Raw genomic sequence first — 17,280 nt, forward strand, 5'->3', positions numbered from 1 at the left:
TCGGCGACCGACCATCGCGGGTGGTCGCGTGAGCGACCTTCGCATCGGACTCCTCGGCGTGGGCAACATCGGTACGGTCCACCTCCAGTCCACGCGCGGCATCGAGGGCGTGGACGTGGTCGCCGCCGCCGACGCCGTCCCCGGTAACCGCAAGCGTGCAGAGCGTCTCGGCGTCGACCGCACCTACGACGACTTCACCGACTGCCTGCAGAATGAGGACCTCGACGCCGCCATCGTCGCCCTCCCGCCGTTCCTCCACGCCGACGCCACCGTCGCCGCCGCGGAGGCCGGCTGTCACGTCTTCGTCGAGAAACCCTTCGCCCGCACCGTCGCGGAGGGCGAACGGATGCTGGAGGCGGCCGACAACGCGGGCGTCTCCATCGGCGTCGACCACACCATCCGCTACCAGCCCGAAGTCCAGCGCCTGAAGGAACTGTACGACGAGGGCCGCATCGGGCACGTCCCCGTCGCGTCCATCTCGCGCATCAACAACGGGCCGTTCTCGGCCCCGCCCGCGAGACAGGGCGTCTCGTCGTGGCAACTCGACCCCACCGCGACCGGCGGTGGCGCGCTGATGGACCTCGGCGTCCACCTGCTGGACGTCCTCGAGTGGTTCTTCGGCGACCTCTCAGTCGAGTACGCCCACGTCGAGTCGGGCCTCGACCTGCCCTACGAGGACACCGCGACGGTGGTCGTCCGGGGCGCGGAGTCCGGGACGACGGCGACGCTCACCGCCGGCTTCTTCCAGTGGGAGGAGCCGCCGAACGTGACCGGGAACTTCCGGCTGGACGGCGTGGCCGACTCGCTCGTCAGCGACGACTACATGCCGAAACGGTTCGTCTCGCACGCGGCGAAGTCCGCGCTGGAGAACCTCACCCGGAGGGTGCGCGGCGAGACGCCCCACTACTTCAAGCCGACGTACTACTACCAGGCGCACTACCACGCCCTCTCGGACTTCTGTGACGCCGTCCGGGCCGGCGAGACGCCGCCGGTCGACGGGGCCTGCGGCCTGCGGATGGTCGAACACGTCGCGGAGGCCTACCGGCAGGCGGGTGTCGAACCCGCGGCCGTGGAGGTGGACCGATGACGGAGGACTTCGTCGCCGGGCGGCGCTGTGACACCACCACCCCGGCCATCGGCGCGGCCGTGACGGAACTGGTCGAGGAGTGCTCCCCCGACCTCGGCGGGCGCGTCCTCGTCCTCCCGGACGCCCACTACCCCTTCCACCCCTCGACGGGCGCAGTCACGAATCCCGACACCGTCGAGATGCTCGTGGAGACACTGACGAGTCGCGGCGCGGACGTCACGCTCTGTCTGCCCGAGACGCCGTGGGTCGACGGGACCGACTGCACGACGTACCTCGGCTACGACGCCATCGTGGACCGCACCGGCGTCGAGACGCTCGCCCTCGGCGACGCGCCGACCGTCGAGCGCCGGGTCCACATCGACGATCGGACCGTCGACGTGGAGGTGCCGGAGGCCCTCGAAGCCGACCCGCTGGTCGTCGTCCCCACGCTCAGAACGGACCCCGACCGCTCACTGGTCGCCACGCTCGTGACGACGGCGATGGGCGCGTACGGGGTGAGCGAGGCGGACCTCACGCCCGACGAGGTCGTGGCCGCGACGGCCGTCTGCGACCCCGCGTTCACCCTGCTCGACGGCACGTACACCTACACGGGCGCGCCGCATCGCTCGCGGTTCCTCGTCGCCGGGACGGACGCCCCCGCCGTGGACCGGGCGGCCGCCACGCTGGTCGGGAAGACGCCCGCCGACATCCCCTATCTCGCGCCGTTCGGGCTCGGGCGCGAACCGGTCGACGGATTCGACCTGGAGGAACTCGCCGCCTCCCTGCCCAACGAGGAACCGGCCCCCGACATGAGCGACTCCGGGGGACCGGCCGCGATGGGCTACCGTCTCTACGCCCGCGTCACGGGTGACCTCGTCCCGCCGCAGTTCATGGGTGAGGAGGATGGCTGAGGACCGCGCGCTCGTCACGGGCGCGACGGGCTTTCTCGGGTCACACCTGTGTGAACGGCTCGCCGCCGACGGCTGGTCGGTGACGGCGACGAAGCGGGCCAGTTCCGACACGAGCGCCCTCGACGACGTCGACGTCGAGTGGGTCGAGGCCGACACGCTGGACGAACGCGCGGTACGCGAGGCCGTCTCGGGCCACGACCGGGTGTTCCACCTCGCGGGCATCGGCCTCCAGTCCGCCGACGCGGAGACCGTCGAACGCGTCAATCGGGAGGGGACGCGGAACCTGCTCGAAGCCGCCCACGAGGAGGGCGTCGACCGCGTCGTCTTCACGAGCACGGCGGGCACCCGCCGGAAGGCGGGCGGCATCGCCACCGAGGCGGACGTAGCCGACCCCATCGGGGCCTACCAGCGCGGCAAGGCCGCCGCCGAGGACCTGTGCGACGAGTACGGCGAGCGGGGTCTCGACGTCGTCACCGTCCACCCCACCTCCATCTTCGGCCCGCGCGACGAGAACTTCACCGGGCGCTTCCTCACGATGGCCAGCGATCCGAAACTCGCCGTCCACCCGCCCGGGGGGGCGAGTTTCGTCGGCGTCGAGGACGCCGTCTCGGGGACCATCGCCGCCATGGAACGCGGCGGGGCCGGCGAGCACTACCTGCTGGCCGGCGAGAACCTGCGCTTCGGCGAGGCGCTCGACGTCATCGCCCGCGAGATAGACGGGCACGCGCCGCTCGCGGAGGTGCCGCCACAGATAATCCGCATGGCCGGACCGGTCGTCGGGCAGGTCAACGCCCGCCTCGGGACGCGCATGTTCCCGTTCGACGCGGAGATGGCCCGCCTCTCGACGCAGGAACTGTTCTACAGCCCGCGAAAGGCACAGCGGGAGCTGGGGTACAGCTACCGACCGCTCCGTGAACTCGTCGCTCCGGCGTGGGAGTGGTTCAAAAGCGCCGAAGGTCGGTAGCCACCTCCTGGCAAGAGGCGGGTACCCCCTCGCTCGGACGCCACAGCGGAACGCTTCCCGGGCCCGCAGTACGAATTGGTTGGCACACGAACTGGCACGCGAACCGGGGAAGCTACTCTTTGTTTCATCCATCGGGTATTAAATCTTCGGCCGCCATACGAGGGGGTCCGACCGAGAACCGCCGGCAGACGGCGCGGTGCACACTGCTACCGTCCCCGTCGGTCGCCGGGGTCAGTTCGCGTTCAGCGAGTCGACGAGGTGCTCGCCGTCTGTCTCTGGGGCCACCTCGGTCCCAGCCCGGCGGTTCAACTCGGCCCAGACGGTGAGGAACTCGCTAAAGAGGTTCTCCGGGAGGCGCAACTGGAGGTCGACGACCGGGTCGCCCTCGCCGTCGGACTCGACGACGGTGAACGTGGGGACGCCGTCGTCGTCGGTTGGCGGGTCGTCCGTCCGGACCTCGATGCCGTCGGGGCCGAGGGACACGTCGATGTGTTCGACGGCGGTAGTGTACTCCTTGCCGCCGGAGACGGCCTTCGAGTCGATACGGGTGTGTTCGTCGAGGAGGCCGGCGCTCATCAGTCGGTTGAGTCGGCGGTAGATGGTCGCCTCGGAGACGCCACAGCGGTCGGCCAGTTCACCGACGCTCCGGGCGTCGACGGCGCAGGCGGACAGAATCGCCCGCGAGACGTCGTCCCCGAGGTGGTCGAGGACCGCCGCTCCGGATTCGGTGTGCTCGTCGGTCATGCTACCGCACCGTGCACCCGGAGGGCTTATGTATATATATCATTGTGCGACTGTCACGAGCGGTGACTGCTTTCGGTAGCCCGCCCCTGAACTCAGGGAGTGAGTGGCGTCCCGTCCACATAAATCACGGGGAGACGTTCGACCGACGGTAGGAATCTCCTACCGGCCGTCTGTGGCCGCCTCGCGCAGGAGTTCCCAGTCGGCGTCGAGTTCGAAGGCGTCGAACCCCGCGTTCTCCGGGTAGGCCGTGAGGACGACGTGGGTGGCGCGGTCGGTGAGGTACTCGGCCAGTCGGAGGAGGGCGTCGTTGGCGAGGGCGCCGAGGCGGTCGACCAGCAACACGGGCGTCCGGTCGGCCACGTCGAACGCCTCGAACCCGGCGAGACAGACCAGCAGACCGAGCAGTTCCACCTCGCTCTCGCTGAGGGCGTCGAGGCTCGCCCGCCGACCGTCGCGGGCCACCACGAGGTCGAAGTCGGGCGTGAGCCGTGCGGCCTCGAACCCCACGTCGAAGCGGGCCAGCACCTCAGAGACCGCCGCGTCGAACTCCTCGCGGGCGCGACGGCGCGTCCGGTCACGCCGCTCCCGGAGGTCGCGTATCTCCTCGCTCAGGGCGTCCCGCCGGGTCTGGAGGCGGTCCCGTCGCTCGGCGGCGGCCTCCGCGCGGTCGATGTCGGCTTCCACGTCGGCGAGCGTCGACTCGTGGTACTTGATGTCGCTCTCGAGGTCGGTGACGGCGTCCGCTGCCGTCGACACCGTCGCCGCTATCTCCTCGACTCGGGCGCCGAGCCGGTCGACCTCCTCGCGGGCGCGTTCGAGGCTGTGGATCCGGTCTGTGAGCGTCGACTCGACCTCCTCGACGCGTTCGGTGAGGTCTCCCACCTCGCGGCGGTGGTCGCGGCGGCGGCGGCGGGCCTCCGCGAGTTCGGTCACCCGGTCGCGGTCGTCGGCGATGGCGGCCTCGAGAGTCACGACCCGGTCGGCGAGCCCCTCGACGCGCTCTTCGACCGCCGAACGCTCGACGGCCTCCCCGCAGAGCCAGCAGTCGACGCCGTCGTCCGCCAGTCCGTGGTCGACGCTCGTAAGGAGGTCGACGCGCCCCTCGTCGAGGACCTGCTTGTTCGCGGCGTACACCGACCGGAGCAGTTCCACGTCGCGTTCGCGCTCCTCGACCCGGTCGCGGGCGGCGGCCAGTTCCGCCTCGACGCCCTCGTCGACCGGCACCTCGCGCTCGCGGAGGGCCGCGAGTTCCTCGCGGAGTTCGTCGAGGCGGTCGCGGGTCCGGTCGACGGTCGCCGCGAGTCGGTCGCGGCGGTCTGCCACCCGGTCGCGCTCGGCCCGGACCTCGCCGAGTTCGGCGCGGTCGGCGGCCGACGCGTCGTCGGGGAGGGCCGCGCGCTCCTCGCGGAGGGCGTCGAGGTCCGCGTCGAGCCGCCTGCGGCGCTCGACCAGGTCCGGGAGGCGGTCCGCGGCGCGGTCGGCCTCGCGCAGTTCGGCGTCGACCCGGTCGCGTTCGGCGCGACGCTCCGCGACCTGCCGGTCGACGTCCTCCAGCGCGAGCGGGCGGGTCAGCAGCGGTTCGAGGTTCTCGCCGGCGCGGACGGCCCGGCGGACGGGGTTGTCCTCGCCGAGGAACGCGAACAGTTCGGCACAGGCCCGGTCCACCTCGTCCGCGAGGAGGGGGTCGCCGGCCAGTTCGACGCCCTCGCCGGTTTCGGGTCGGGAGAGGTCGAGCGTCGTCCTGCCGGTGTGGGTGTCACAGACGACGCGCCCCCTGTCGCGGCCGTCCGAGAGCGCCCGTCGGGTGCCGGCGGCCGTCTCGATAGCTCGCAGGAAACTCGTCTTGCCCCGACTGTTCGTCCCGCGGACGACGGTCACGCCGGGCGGGAGGGTGGCGGCACCCTTCCTGATGCCGCCGATGTTCTCGACGGTCAGTTCGAGGGACACTGCTCTTCCCTCTCTTCGTGGTGGCGTTTGCAGACGTACCCGCGGGCGAGTGCGTCCCCGATGCGGACGCGCGTGGGGCAGTCGGGACACGACAGGAGGACGTGGATGTCCACGTCCGACTCGTCCCCGCCGACGACCTGCCCCTTGTTGGCGAGCGACCGCAGGGCGTCGCTCGCCTTCTCGCGGGCCCGGTCGCGGGCGATGCGGACGCTCTCTCGCTCCCACTCCGTCGTGGCCGCCGTCTCCTTCTGTGCGCCCAGACAGTCGTTCAGGTGGCGGCGCATCGTGCTCCACGACAGGAACTCCCCGCGGAGCCAGTCGGGGTCGATGCCCGCCTCGTGGAGCGACACCTCGAGTTCCGCGCGTTCGACGGTGTCGTCGCCGGTCAGCAGGGCGTACTCGTCGTCCAGTCGCCCCGCGACGGTCTCGCGTCCCCGCTCGTCGTACACCCGGTTCAGGAGTCGCCCGTTCAGCCAGTCGGTCAGCGTCCGGTAACCCGCCGGCCGTCGCCCGTCGCTCCCGACCCAGCGCGCCCGGAGGTAGTCGTCGACGTCCCCGCCGGGGGCGACTGCGTGCAGGTCGTGGCGGTCGACCAGTCGCTCGATCTTGCAGGTTTCTCTCATCGCGTTCGTCGAAGAATGGTAAGATTACATGACTATAAGCGTTTCCGCACTGTGTGTGGCACCGGTCGGTCGGTGGGTGGAGAGACACGTGACACACACTAAGGGTGTGTCACGAGCGGATGTGTGGTGGAGAAGCTTCCCCCGCGTGGGCCGCCCACCGTCTCGCGACTTACTCGACGGTGACGCTCTTCGCGAGGTTGCGCGGCTTGTCGATGGGCCGTCCGAGCAGGTCCGCGGCGTGGTACGAGACGAGCTGGAGCTGGACGTTCGCGAGGATGCCGCCCACCTCGGGGTGGCTCTCGGGGATGGTGAGCACGTAGTCGGCGAAGCCCACCTTGTCGGCCTTCGAGGGGGGTGCGACGACGATGACGGGCGCGTCGCGCGCCTGTACCTCCTTCAGGTTGCCGATGGTCTTCGTCTCGTCCTCGCCCGTCAGCACGCCGAAGACGGGCGTCTCGTCCGTCACGAGCGCGAGCGGGCCGTGTTTCAGTTCGCTGGCGGCGAACCCCTCGGCGTGTTCGTACGTGATCTCCTTGAACTTCAGCGCCCCCTCCAGCGCGACGGGGTAGGCCGCCCGGCGTCCGATGAAGAAGTACGCGTCACACCCGTAGAGCGCCTCTGCGACCTCGCGGGCGGGCGACTCGTCGAGGATGCGCTGGACGTCGCCGGGGAGGTCCGAGAGAGCGTCGAGCAGCGCGCGGGTGTCGGCACTCGCCACGCCGGTGACGTCCTCGGCGACCCGTTCGGCGACCAGCGACAGCGTGGCGACCTGCGAGGAGAACGTCTTGGTGGCCGCGACGCCGATCTCGGGACCGGCACGGATGAACAGCGAGTCGTCGCACTCCCGGGTCACCGACGATCCGACGACGTTCGTCACCGCGAGGGTGCGCGCGCCGCCGTCGCGGGCCCGCCGGACGGCGTTCATCGTGTCGGCGGTCTCGCCGCTCTGGGTGACCGCGACGACGAGGGTGTCCGCGGACATGGGCGGCGGGGAGTCGGCGTACTCGCCGGCCATGTAGGCGTTGGCCGTGACGCCACGCCCCGAGAGCATCGACGCCGCGTACATCGCCGCGTGGTGGGAGGTGCCCATCGCGACGAACTGCACCTGCTCGACGTCCGCGAAGGCGCCGGGAGGGAACTCCTCCAGGGTCACCGTACCGGCGAGCGACTCGACGCGCCCCTGGAGGGTCTGGCGCAGGGACGCGGGCTGTTCGTGTATCTCCTTCAGCATGTAGTGGGGGTAGCCGGACTTGCCCGCGGCCTCCGGCTCCCAGTCGACCGTCTCGACGGGGCGAGCCAGCGGGACGCCGGAGCAGTCCGTGACCGTGTAGCCGTCGGGCCGGACGACGACGATGTCGCCGTCCTCGAGATAGACGACCTCGTCGGTGAACTCACGGAAGGCGGGGACGTCGCTGGCGAGGAAGTACCGTCCCTCGGCCTGCCCGAGGACGAGCGGCGACCCCTGTCGGGCCGCGTAGACGACCTCCGTCTCGTCGACGAGACACGCGATGGCGTAGCTCCCCTCGAGGCGGGAGACGGCCGCGCGGAACGCGCTCTCGGGGTTCTCGTGGCGCTCCAGTTCGGCCTCGATGAGGTGCGGGACGACCTCCGTGTCGGTCTCGCTGTGGAACTCGTGGCCCGTGGCGCTGAGTTCCTCGCGGAGCGTCTCGTAGTTCTCGATGATGCCGTTGTGGACGACGGCCACCCGTCCGGTGCAGTCGGTGTGCGGGTGGGCGTTCTCGTCCGTCGGCGGGCCGTGCGTCGACCACCGGGTGTGGCCGATGCCGATGGTGCCGGTGGGCCGTTCGGTGCCGAGCGCCTCGCGGAGGCGTTCGAGTTCGCCCTCGCGTTTGACGACCCGGAGGCCGCGTCCGTTCTTGACCGCGATGCCGGCCGAGTCGTACCCCCGGTACTCGAGGTTCGCCAGTCCGGTGAGGAGGCCGCCGACGGCGTCGTCGGTACCGACGTACGCGGTGATGCCGCACATCAGTTGCCTCCCCCGTGCCCGTCACGTGTGCCGTCCGTGGTGTCGTGGGAGTCGACACCCCGTCCAATCGTCGTGTCCCGAGGGAACATGGTCAGTCGGAGGTACAGACAGTCTCCTCTGCCTTTGTTAGCGACGTGTTGAATCGGCGATGGGAACTGTCAGTACCTCACTAACCGGCCCTTCGACCGCACGGCTGGTCGGCGGTGAGAACGGAGACGGCACCGAGAGAGGAAGAGGGGGTGTTCAGGACGCGCTCTCGCCCGCCGAGAGACGTGCGCGCAGGGCGAGGAACGAGTCGAACAGGTCGTAGTCGTCCCCGGTGTGGACCTGGTCGCCGGCGACGAACAGCAGCGCCAGCGTGCTCACCAGCGCCCACCCCAGCGCGGGGACGGCGGCGAGCGGGCCCAGTCCGAGGACGCCCGCCGGAACGACCACGCCGACTGCGAGTGCGACGGCGAGGCTCCGAGCGGAGACGTCGGTCGTCTCGTCGCTGTCGGGAGTCAGGTAAGGACCCAGTTCGGCCGCGGCCTCGCGCAGGGCGATGGTGCCGCGGTGTTTGTCGAACTCGACGATACCAGCGTCGTCCATCTTCGGGAGGTGACACTGGTAGAGGCCAATGTACACGCGCTTGCGCTGGGAGGACGACAGCGCGGCGACCTCGATTTCGTTCTCGAGGGCGGCGATGTGCTCGGCGAGTTCGCCGATGTTGGCGGAGCCGTCGTGGTTCCAGAGGTACTGGAGGATGTCGCGTCGACGACGGTTCTTCAATATCTCGAAGACCGTATCGAGCGACAGGTCGGCCGACGCGCCCTGTGGCTCGTCGGACCCCGCCGCTACCGCGTTCGGCGTCTCGATTTCGGATGTGCTCATTGTTTACCACCTGTGGCTGGCCGCACCGTCGGGTCGGACGTCGACGGACTCGCGACCCGTCACGGACCGTTATACAGGACGTATCAGCGGGTTACGCGCCGCGATACGGCTGCTCACCAGTGCATCCCCACGATGCTGCGTCAGCTGTAGCTATGTATATCGTGAATAGCTTAATAAGTAACTGATTTATGCAGAGTTTGCAACCGGCCCCGCGCCGGTTGCAGATTCTGCGAAAGATATGCAGTCAGTGCGAGATATGGCAGCGGCTTTCAGGGATATTAACCGGTTAAAAACCACTGTACAGGGGTCGATAGTCACGGTATCGGAGGTCTATCCCGGCGGGTCGTGACGCTCAAAGTCACGTTCATGGGTCGGGTAAATTACGAGATACTGCCTCCCGTGGTATGTGGTCTCACGCGACGAGGTCAGTCAATCCAGCCGTTAACCCGACCGTCGGGGCGTATCCGAGGCGGTCTCTCGCCTTCGAGATGTCCGCCCGACTGGCGGTGACGTCGTCCGTACCGTCGGACACGCTGAGGAGGTCGCCGGGCGCACCCGTCAGGTCGCAGACGAGGCGCGCGAGGTCGAGGAGCGTCGTGCTCCGCCCGGTGCCGACGTTGAACGCCTCACCGACGGCGTCGGTGGTCGCCGCCAGTAGCGTCGCCGCGACCACGTCGCTGACGTGGACGAAGTCGCGGACCTGCGACCCGTCGCCCGCCACGGTCAGCGGCTGGCCGGCGCAGGCCTGTTCGAGGAACGTCGTGATGACGCTGCTGTACTCGGCACACGCCTGCCGCGGGCCGTAGACGTTGAAGTAGCGCAGCACGACCGTCTCCAGACCGTAGCGCTCGTAGTACCGCCGGGCCGCGCAGTCGACGGCGCACTTCTCGGCCCCGTAGGCCGACAGCGGCGAGAGGGGGGCCTCCTCGCAGACCGGGAGAGCCTCCGGGTCGCCGTACACCGCGGTGCTGGAGGCGACGACGACGCGGGCGTCCTCCTCGCGGGCGCGCTCGAACAGATCCAGCGTCGCCCGGTCGAGGGCGCACGGCCCGTCGGCGGGGGTGTCGGCGGCCCCGCTGGCCGCGAGGTGGAACACCACGTCGACGCCGCCCATCGCGCGAGCGAGGGTGTCGCCGTCACAGAGGCTCCCCTCGATGAACGTCGCGTCCGGGTGGAGGTACTCGCGTCGTCCCCGGGAGAGGTCGTCGACCACGCGCACCTCGCAGTCCGCGGCGAGCGCCTCGACCAGGTGGCTCCCGATGAACCCGGCGCCGCCGGTGACGAGCACCGTCCGTCCCCGGAGAGCAGCGGTTCCCATGCTGTCGTCCCTAGAGCGATACTGGAGGCTTTGTTATGTGTCTACTACTCGTGAGGTTCGTGCGACAGGACGCCCGCCGGAAGGCCGGGGGCGAGCGGCGACGACGACCCGCGCAGCACAGGAGGGACCGCCCCTGACCCGAATTAGGACGGTTATTACAACAGTCCTGTGGGACCGAACGAGGAGCATGCAACCCTCGACGCAGGCGGCGGACGCGACCCGCGATGCGGACGGTTCCCTTCGGTTCCGTCACGAACGCATCGACGACAACCCGCCGTCGGGCCAGCTCAGCCAGTGTCTCACGACCGACCTGACGGGCAACGGCCGCCCCGACATCATCGTGACGACGCTCGGTGCCCGACCCGAGTTCTCCGTCGCCGGCAAGAGCATCAAGCCCCGCAGCATGCCGTGGTTCAACCGCCTCTACGCCCAACTCGAGACCAACGTCTTCTGGTACGAGAACCCCGGCTGGGAGCGCCACACCCTCGCCAGCGAGAAGAACCTCCACCTCAGCATCGGTGCCGACCTCTACGACCTCGACGGCGACGGCCGACTCGACCTCATCGCCGGCCAGAGCTACCAGGCCAACGATATCTACTGGTTCCGCCAGCCCGAGGACCCCCGCGACCCGTGGGAGAAACACGTCGTCTCCAGTCGCTTTCAGAAGTACCACGACCTGACGATGGGCGACGTGGACAACGACGGCGAACCCGAACTCGTCGGCCTCTCGCAGGAGGCCGAGACGGTGTTCTACTACGACCTGCCCGCGGACCCGACGGTCCAGCCGTGGCCCGACGAGCACTGTCACGTCATCGACGAGGGCATCTCGCTAGAGGGGATGTGGGTCGGCGACGTCGACGGCGACGGCCTGAACGAACTCGTCGCCGGGCCGCACATCTACCGCCTGCGCGACGGCGAGTGGGACCGCGAGGACATCGCGAGCGGGTGGGACTACACCCGCGTGGCGGTGGCCGACATCGACGGCGACGACGAACCCGAGATCGTCCTCAGCGAGGGTGACTCGCCGCTGTTCGGCACCCACCTCGGTCGCGTCGCGTGGTTCGACGGACCCGACTGGAAGATGCACCTCCTGCAGGACGACCTCTACTGCCCGCACAGCCTCCAGACCGCCGACTTCACGGGCGACGGTACGCTCGACATCTACGTCGGCGAGATGGGCCACCGCGACAACGACAGCCCCCGCGGGTTCGTCCACGTCAATCAGGGCGACGGCACCTTCGAGCAGTACTGCATCTCCGAGGGCATCGGCGTCCACGAGGCCAAGGCCGTGGACATGAACGACGACGGGCGGACGGACATCGTCTCGAAGTCCTACGGTCCCGCCCACCACGTCGACGTCTGGTACAACGGCTCGTACTGACCCCGCATCCCCCGCACCACAACCGTTACGCCCTCGGTGGCCGACCGGTCGTCCAATGAGCGTACCCCGCGGGGCGACGGTCCCGGGCGAGGCCGGCGGCGGCGACCCGGTCGCCCCCCGCGGGGCACTCGCCATCGTCGTCGCCATCGTCTTCGTCGACCTGCTGGGGTTCGGCATCGTCATCCCCATCCTCCCGTTCTACGTCCGCAGTTTCGCCGTCAGCGACGTGTTCATCGGCCTGCTGGCGGCCTCCTACTCGGTCATGCAGTTCCTCTCCGCGCCGTACCTCGGGCGCCTCTCGGACAGTCGGGGGCGCCGTCCCGTCCTCGTCCTCTCGCTGGCGGGCAACACCGCGGCGTGGGCCGTCTTCGGCCTCGCGGGCGAACTGGGCGACTCGTTCGGGCTGGGCGTCGGCGTCGGAACCCTCTTCGCGGCGCGGATGCTCGCGGGCGCGATGGGCGGGAACATCGCCACCGCGCAGGCGTACATCGCCGACGTGACGCCCCGCGAACGCCGGGCGGGCGCGCTCGGCCTCATCGGCGCGTCGTTCTCGCTGGGGTTCATCTTCGGCCCGGCGCTGGGCGGTCTGCTCGCGAGCGACCCCACCGTGGCCGTCGCGAGCGACATCCTCCCTGCAGTCGTCCCCGCCAACCGCTTCTCGCTGCCGAGTTTTGGGGCGGCGTTTCTCAGCCTGCTCGCACTCCTCGGCGCGTTGTTCTTCCTGCCCGAACCCGACCGGACGCGGACGAGTCGGCGCACGACCCTCGTGGGCCAGTTCCGCGAGGCGCTGGCCGACGACGACCTGCGGGGACTGGTCGTCGCCTTCTTCCTCGTCTCGGTGGCCTTCTCGGGCATCCAGGTCATGTTCATCCCCTTCGCGGCGGACGTCTACGGCTACGACGCGGCGCAGACGGCGCTCTTGCTCACGTACATCGGCGTCCTCGGCGTCGTCAACCAGGGCGTCCTCGTCGGCCGTCTCGCCCGGCGCTACGACGAGGCGTTGCTGGCCATCGTCGGCGCGAGCGTCCTCGTCGTCGCCCTCGGGAGCCTCCCGTTCTCCCCGAACCTGGGGAGCGTCCTGCCCGCGCTCGCAGGCCTCGAGGGAGCGGTGGTGGCGCTGCTGGGCGTGCTGGCGCTGCTCTCGTTCGGCAACAGCCTCCTGACCGTCTCGCTGACCACGCTCGTCTCGAAGCGCGCCAGCGCGGAGGGACAGGGCACCGCCTTCGGCGTCACGCAGGGCGCGGGGAGCCTCGGACGGACCGTCGGCCCGCCCGCGATGGCCGCGCTGTACGCGCTGGCGGCCTACTGGTCGCCGTTCGTCGCCGGTGCGCTCCTCGTCGTCCCCATCGTCGCCCTGCTCGTCGGCGGCGCGCGGGCACGGGGACTCCTTGACCCGACCTGACCCGGCTGATTCGCGGGTCGGTCGTGTACAGCGGGTGCACGACTGCACAGTACTTACGATCATCTGTCACGTCTTCCCCCTGCGGTGGTCGCCGCAGTGTCGGAGTCACGGGCGAGAGATGTGTGGACGGGTGGTCACCACGGCGGGTGCGTGTGTGTCAGAGGCGCACGACCGGGCGACCGAGTACGGGCCGCAGAAGAGAGAGGGGACGCCCCCATCGAGGGCGGAGTCAGAGGTAGCCGAGGAAGAAGGCCACCGCCGCGCCGGCGGCGAGGAAGCCGCCGTACAGCAGGAGGTTCATCCGGATGAGCGAGAGCGCCGCGCCGAGGCTGTCGTCGCGCGTGACGTTCGCCCCGCTATTCGCCGAGACGCGGCGGTGGAGGACGACGTGGGCGGCGACGTACGCGACGGCCACCAGCGCGAAGACGCCGAGCGTTCCGAGGACGACGGTCCCCATCTCGAGGACGACGCCCACGACCAGCGCGATGACCGCCACCGCGAACGCGGCGTTCATGCCGACGGTCAACCGGCGGGCGGTCGCGATGTCCGAGTTCGACATACCTGAGCGTGGCAGAACGCCGAACATAACGGTTTTCGTTCGCGTGTGGCCGTGGGACGCGCTGTCGAACCGCTGGCTCGCGCGAGTGAGGACACCGCCGCGAACGGAGGTTGGAGCGCCCACGGACGAAGGGTCGGGGGCCCGCGGCAGGTCGAAGGAGGTGGCCGGGGGATCCGAAGCGGGGGCCACCGGGAGGGCCGAAGGGGGACGGATGACAGCGAGTGACTCTATCACACGGAGTGTCATAATCGCGCCGGAGCGTCAAACGGACGTTTCAGTCACTCAGCGCCACTCGTCGGTGTCGACGAGGCAGTCGTCGGAGACGGTGAGCCAGCGCGAGGCCAGCGCCAGCCCCGTCGCGTCCGACTCGCAGATGGTGATGAGGGAGGGGTCGTCGGGGTCTTCCATCTGGACGAGGCCCGCCGGGACCAGGAGGTGTTCGGCGCTCATCGCTCGTCGCCCCCCTCGCTCAGCGGGCCGTCCTCGGCGAACTCGACGCAGGTGCGGAGCTCTGCGCCGATGATGGCCGCGCGGTTGGAGAACTCGGCGGCGTCGCCGTCGGTGATGACGCCGTCGGACCACAGGTCGTCGATGACGTCGTGGAGGTCGGTCGTGGTTCGGTCGACGGCCGCCAGCACGTCGGTCGGGTCCTCGCTCATGGGTACAGAACAGGGTAGAACACTGCTACGGATGCCGATTACAGGTACAGGCGTTCCGGCTCTGAGAGGGAGCGGCTAGGTGTGTAGTCCTGTCCACACGTTCGCGTACTTCGTCGCGTAGAGAGTTTCACGGGATCAAATGCGTGCGGTCGCGAGAGCGAGTACCGTCCGTCAGTCGGCGGTGGTCGGGGTCCCGGCGGCGACCCCGTCGGTTCCAGTGTCGGTGGTGGTGGGCCTGACCCGCGAGAGGCGCATCGCGTTGCCGGTCACGAGCAGGGTCATCCCGGCGTCGCCCAGCAGGACGGCCGCCCAGATGGGGACGTAGCCGAACGGGACGGCGAGCGCGAGTGCGGCCTTCGCGCCGAGGCTGACCCAGACGTTCTGCCGGATGACGCCGTTAGCCCGCGACGAGAGGTCGTAGAGGTACGGTAGTTTCGCCACGTCGTCGCCCATCAGCGCGATGTCCGCCGTCTCGAGGGCGGCGTCGGTGCCCGCCGCGCCCATGGCGATACCCACGTCCGCGGTGGCGAGGGCGGGCGCGTCGTTGATGCCGTCGCCGACCATCGCCACCGTCCCGTACTCGGCGCGGAGGGCCTCGACGGCCTCCACCTTCTGCTCGGGGAGGAGTTCGGCGCGGAAGTCGTCGACGCCCACTTCCTCGGCGATGGCGCGGGCGGTCCGCTCGTTGTCGCCGGTGAGCATCGCGACGTGGACGCCCGCTTCGCGCAGGCGTGCGACCGTCTCACGGGCCGCGGGGCGCACGTCGTCTGCGACGGCGATGACCCCCTCCAGTTCCTCGTCCGTCCCGACGAGCACCACCGTCTTGCCCTCCGACTGGAGGCGCGGCACCGTCTCCTCCAGCAGGTCGAGGCAGTCGTTGCGCGCACAGAGGTCGCGGCTGGTCGTCGTCACCTCGCCGCCCTCCATCGCGGCGTGGACGTGCGAGAGGTCGAACCCGAGGTCCTCGAACAGCGCGGGTTTGCCGGCGTAGTGGAGTCGCCCGTCGAGCGTCGCGCGCACCCCCTTCCCGGTGATGCTCTCGAAGTCGTCGACGTCGCGGTCACCGACTGCGGCGTCCTCCGCGTGGTTCACGATGGCCTCGCCGATGGGGTGTTCACTCCGCGTCTCCAGCCCCCGCGCACACCGGAGGACGTCCGCCTCGCTGTGCCCGTTGAGGGCGACGACGTCGGTGACGACGAGTTCGCCCCGCGTCAGCGTCCCCGTCTTGTCGAAGGCGACGGCGTCCACCGCGCCCATCGTCTCGAGGTGCGTGCCGCCCTTGATGAGGACGCCGTTCTTCGCGGCACTGGTGACGCCCGACACCACGGAGACGGGCGTCGAGATGACGAACGCACACGGGCAGGCGAGGACGATCAGGGTGAGACCGCGGACGAACCACGTCTCCCACGGCAGGCCGAAGGCGAGTGGCGGGACGGCGGCGACCAGGAGCGCCGCCGCGACGACTATCGGCGTGTAGTAGCCCGCGAAGCGCTCGACGAACTGTTCGCGGTCGGTCTTCTCGCGCTGGGCGTCCTCGACCATCTCGACGATGCGCGCGATGGTCCGGTCGCCCGCGCTCGCGGTCACCTCGACTTCGAGGTAGCCGCCCTCGTTGACCGTCCCGGCGTACACCTCGTCGCCCTCCGTCTTGTCGACGGGGACGGACTCGCCGGTGATGGGAGACTGGTTGACCGCACTCTCGCCCGCCACGACGACGCCGTCCATGGGGATCTTCTCGCCGGGGCGGACGAGGACGACTTCGCCCACGGCCACGTCGTCGACGGGCACCGTGACTTCCCGCTCGTCGCGCCGGACCGTCGCCTCGTCCGGCGAGAGTTCCATCAGTTCCCGCAGGGAGTTTCGCGCGCGGTCCATCGAGTAGCGTTCGAGCAACTCGGCGACGCTGAACAGGAAGGCGAGCGTCCCGGCCTCGAAGTACAGCGACGCGCCGAAGCCCAGACTCGCGGCCAGTGCTCCGATGATGGCCGCGCCCATCAGCAGGTCGATGTCGAGGTTCAGGTTCCGCAGCGAGTAGTAGCCGTTGCGGACGATGGCCTGCCCGCCGAGGACGACGCCCACGACGAACAGCAGGTCCGCCAGCAGGAACTCGTGGCCGAGGAGCGTCGCCACGAGGGCGTTCAGCGGGGGCAGGAGGAACTCCACGACCAGCCCTGCGCCGACGAACAGCCCGCTCGCCCACGTCTTCGTCGCCCGCGTGGAGCGCCAGACGCTCCCCTGCGCAGGGGCGTGCGAGTGGCCGTGGCCCCCGTCGTCCGCGTCAGCCCCGTCGCTCCCGACTACCTCGTAGCCGGCGCGCTCGACGGCCGAGACGACGCTCGCCCGGTCGCCCGTGTAGGTCACCTCGACGCTCCCGGTCGTCGGGCGCGTCTCGTATCCCGTGACCCCCTCGACGCCGGAGAGGGCGTTCTCGACCTTCCCGGCACAGGAGGCGCAGTCCATGTCGGGCACCTCGAACCGGTCGGTCCGGGCCGCCGTCTCACCCCCCGAGTCGTCCGCGATGTCGTAGCCCGCCTTCCGTACCCGTTCGCGAACCGCCGCCTCGTCGGTCAGGTCGGGGTCGAAGGTGACCGAGAGCGTGCCCGTCGTCGGGCGTGGCGCGACGGCGTGGATGCCCTCCAGCGACCGGACGCTCCGCTCGACCTTCGACGCGCACGACGGGCAGTCCATCGAGGGGACCGAGAGGCGCACCTCGCGGCCCCCCGCTCGACCGCCGTCACGCGTTCGTCCCGTCCCCGAACCATCGCTCATACGTCGAAGCTAGCGCTCCGAGTGTATTAATCCGACTGCTACGAACCCGGTCGTGGATACGACTCCTTAACAAAATTTCT

15 protein-coding genes are annotated in these 17,280 nt (G+C 69.8%); 5 read left to right on the forward strand and 10 right to left on the reverse strand.

Translation table 11 applies throughout. The features are described from left to right. Positions 1–28: 28 nt before the first annotated feature. From NKG96_RS20525 to NKG96_RS20535, 3 genes are read left to right on the forward strand one after another with little or no spacing between them, the layout of a single operon-like run. Entirely contained in the window at positions 29–1,087 is a 1,059-nt protein-coding gene (locus tag NKG96_RS20525) for a Gfo/Idh/MocA family protein (protein ID WP_254538928.1), read from the forward strand. Next, entirely contained in the window at positions 1,084–1,977 is an 894-nt protein-coding gene (locus NKG96_RS20530) for a DUF362 domain-containing protein (protein WP_254538929.1), read from the forward strand. The genes NKG96_RS20525 and NKG96_RS20530 overlap by 4 nt, the downstream gene beginning before the upstream one ends. Next, complete coding sequence (locus NKG96_RS20535; protein WP_254538845.1) at positions 1,970–2,941, forward strand: NAD-dependent epimerase/dehydratase family protein; 972 nt, start codon at positions 1,970–1,972, stop codon at positions 2,939–2,941. Before NKG96_RS20530 ends, NKG96_RS20535 begins: the two co-directional genes overlap by 8 nt. A 231-nt stretch (positions 2,942–3,172) precedes the next feature. On the opposite strand, the gene NKG96_RS20540 is transcribed toward NKG96_RS20535, so the two are convergent. From NKG96_RS20540 to NKG96_RS20565, 6 genes are all read right to left on the reverse strand, one after another. Then, positions 3,173–3,685 carry an ArsR/SmtB family transcription factor gene (locus NKG96_RS20540; protein ID WP_254538846.1) on the reverse strand — a complete coding sequence of 171 codons (513 nt, stop codon included), beginning with the start codon at positions 3,683–3,685 and terminating at the stop codon, positions 3,173–3,175. 159 nt (positions 3,686–3,844) lie between these two features. Beyond that, the gene (locus NKG96_RS20545) at positions 3,845–5,632 is read right to left on the reverse strand and encodes an archaea-specific SMC-related protein (RefSeq protein WP_254538847.1); all 1,788 of its coding nucleotides are present in this window, start codon (positions 5,630–5,632) and stop codon (positions 3,845–3,847) included. After that, positions 5,617–6,255: a rod-determining factor RdfA gene (gene rdfA, locus NKG96_RS20550; protein WP_254538848.1), complete on the reverse strand. Its 639-nt coding sequence runs from the start codon at positions 6,253–6,255 to the stop codon at positions 5,617–5,619. The genes NKG96_RS20545 and rdfA overlap by 16 nt, the downstream gene beginning before the upstream one ends. A gap of 169 nt (positions 6,256–6,424) precedes the next feature. Further along, positions 6,425–8,242 (reverse strand): glutamine--fructose-6-phosphate transaminase (isomerizing), encoded by a 1,818-nt coding sequence (gene glmS, locus NKG96_RS20555; protein ID WP_254538849.1) that lies wholly within the window; start codon positions 8,240–8,242, stop codon positions 6,425–6,427. Between the two features lie 243 nt (positions 8,243–8,485). Next, a complete protein-coding gene (locus tag NKG96_RS20560; RefSeq protein ID WP_254538850.1) occupies positions 8,486–9,112 on the reverse strand; it encodes a DUF7344 domain-containing protein in 627 nt (208 codons plus the stop codon). Positions 9,113–9,524: 412 nt separating this feature from the next. Continuing rightward, positions 9,525–10,430: an NAD-dependent epimerase/dehydratase family protein gene (locus NKG96_RS20565; RefSeq protein ID WP_254538851.1), complete on the reverse strand. Its 906-nt coding sequence runs from the start codon at positions 10,428–10,430 to the stop codon at positions 9,525–9,527. A 187-nt stretch (positions 10,431–10,617) separates the two neighbouring features. Between NKG96_RS20565 and NKG96_RS20570 the strand changes: the two genes are divergently transcribed. Both NKG96_RS20570 and NKG96_RS20575 read left to right on the forward strand, forming a co-directional pair. Beyond that, positions 10,618–11,811, forward strand: a complete 1,194-nt coding sequence (locus tag NKG96_RS20570; protein WP_254538852.1) for an FG-GAP-like repeat-containing protein — start codon at positions 10,618–10,620, stop codon at positions 11,809–11,811. Positions 11,812–11,866: 55 nt separating this feature from the next. Next, positions 11,867–13,213, forward strand: a complete 1,347-nt coding sequence (locus NKG96_RS20575; protein ID WP_254538853.1) for an MFS transporter — start codon at positions 11,867–11,869, stop codon at positions 13,211–13,213. A 229-nt stretch (positions 13,214–13,442) separates the two neighbouring features. Here NKG96_RS20575 and NKG96_RS20580 read toward each other — a convergent pair whose 3' ends face one another. The 4 genes from NKG96_RS20580 to NKG96_RS20595 all read right to left on the reverse strand — a co-directional run bounded on the left by NKG96_RS20580 (position 13,443) and on the right by NKG96_RS20595 (position 17,200). Next, positions 13,443–13,772, reverse strand: a complete 330-nt coding sequence (locus tag NKG96_RS20580; RefSeq protein WP_254538854.1) for a hypothetical protein — start codon at positions 13,770–13,772, stop codon at positions 13,443–13,445. A 282-nt stretch (positions 13,773–14,054) separates the two neighbouring features. Then, positions 14,055–14,222 (reverse strand): DUF7511 domain-containing protein, encoded by a 168-nt coding sequence (locus NKG96_RS20585; protein WP_254538855.1) that lies wholly within the window; start codon positions 14,220–14,222, stop codon positions 14,055–14,057. Beyond that, positions 14,219–14,431 carry a hypothetical protein gene (locus tag NKG96_RS20590; protein ID WP_254538856.1) on the reverse strand — a complete coding sequence of 71 codons (213 nt, stop codon included), beginning with the start codon at positions 14,429–14,431 and terminating at the stop codon, positions 14,219–14,221. Before NKG96_RS20590 ends, NKG96_RS20585 begins: the two co-directional genes overlap by 4 nt. Before the next feature lie 171 nt (positions 14,432–14,602). Next, positions 14,603–17,200 carry a heavy metal translocating P-type ATPase gene (locus NKG96_RS20595; protein WP_254538857.1) on the reverse strand — a complete coding sequence of 866 codons (2,598 nt, stop codon included), beginning with the start codon at positions 17,198–17,200 and terminating at the stop codon, positions 14,603–14,605. Positions 17,201–17,280 lie beyond the last annotated feature (80 nt).

The sequence above is a fragment of the Halomarina litorea genome (assembly GCF_024227715.1).
GTDB lineage: Archaea > Halobacteriota > Halobacteria > Halobacteriales > Haloarculaceae > Halomarina > Halomarina litorea.

What these genes read in the sequence shown, in the direction of transcription:
- NKG96_RS20530 (WP_254538929.1), top strand. Translation starts at nt 1,084, where the DNA reads ATGACGGAGGACTTCGTCGCCGGGCGGCGCTGTGACACCACCACCCCG.
- NKG96_RS20535 (WP_254538845.1), top strand. Translation starts at nt 1,970, where the DNA reads ATGGCTGAGGACCGCGCGCTCGTCACGGGCGCGACGGGCTTTCTCGGG.
- NKG96_RS20540 (WP_254538846.1), bottom strand. Translation starts at nt 3,685, where the DNA reads ATGACCGACGAGCACACCGAATCCGGAGCGGCGGTCCTCGACCACCTC.
- rdfA (WP_254538848.1), bottom strand. Translation starts at nt 6,255, where the DNA reads ATGAGAGAAACCTGCAAGATCGAGCGACTGGTCGACCGCCACGACCTG.
- glmS (WP_254538849.1), bottom strand. Translation starts at nt 8,242, where the DNA reads ATGTGCGGCATCACCGCGTACGTCGGTACCGACGACGCCGTCGGCGGC.
- NKG96_RS20560 (WP_254538850.1), bottom strand. Translation starts at nt 9,112, where the DNA reads ATGAGCACATCCGAAATCGAGACGCCGAACGCGGTAGCGGCGGGGTCC.
- NKG96_RS20565 (WP_254538851.1), bottom strand. Translation starts at nt 10,430, where the DNA reads ATGGGAACCGCTGCTCTCCGGGGACGGACGGTGCTCGTCACCGGCGGC.
- NKG96_RS20570 (WP_254538852.1), top strand. Translation starts at nt 10,618, where the DNA reads ATGCAACCCTCGACGCAGGCGGCGGACGCGACCCGCGATGCGGACGGT.
- NKG96_RS20575 (WP_254538853.1), top strand. Translation starts at nt 11,867, where the DNA reads ATGAGCGTACCCCGCGGGGCGACGGTCCCGGGCGAGGCCGGCGGCGGC.
- NKG96_RS20580 (WP_254538854.1), bottom strand. Translation starts at nt 13,772, where the DNA reads ATGTCGAACTCGGACATCGCGACCGCCCGCCGGTTGACCGTCGGCATG.
- NKG96_RS20585 (WP_254538855.1), bottom strand. Translation starts at nt 14,222, where the DNA reads ATGAGCGCCGAACACCTCCTGGTCCCGGCGGGCCTCGTCCAGATGGAA.
- NKG96_RS20590 (WP_254538856.1), bottom strand. Translation starts at nt 14,431, where the DNA reads ATGAGCGAGGACCCGACCGACGTGCTGGCGGCCGTCGACCGAACCACG.
- NKG96_RS20595 (WP_254538857.1), bottom strand. Translation starts at nt 17,200, where the DNA reads ATGAGCGATGGTTCGGGGACGGGACGAACGCGTGACGGCGGTCGAGCG.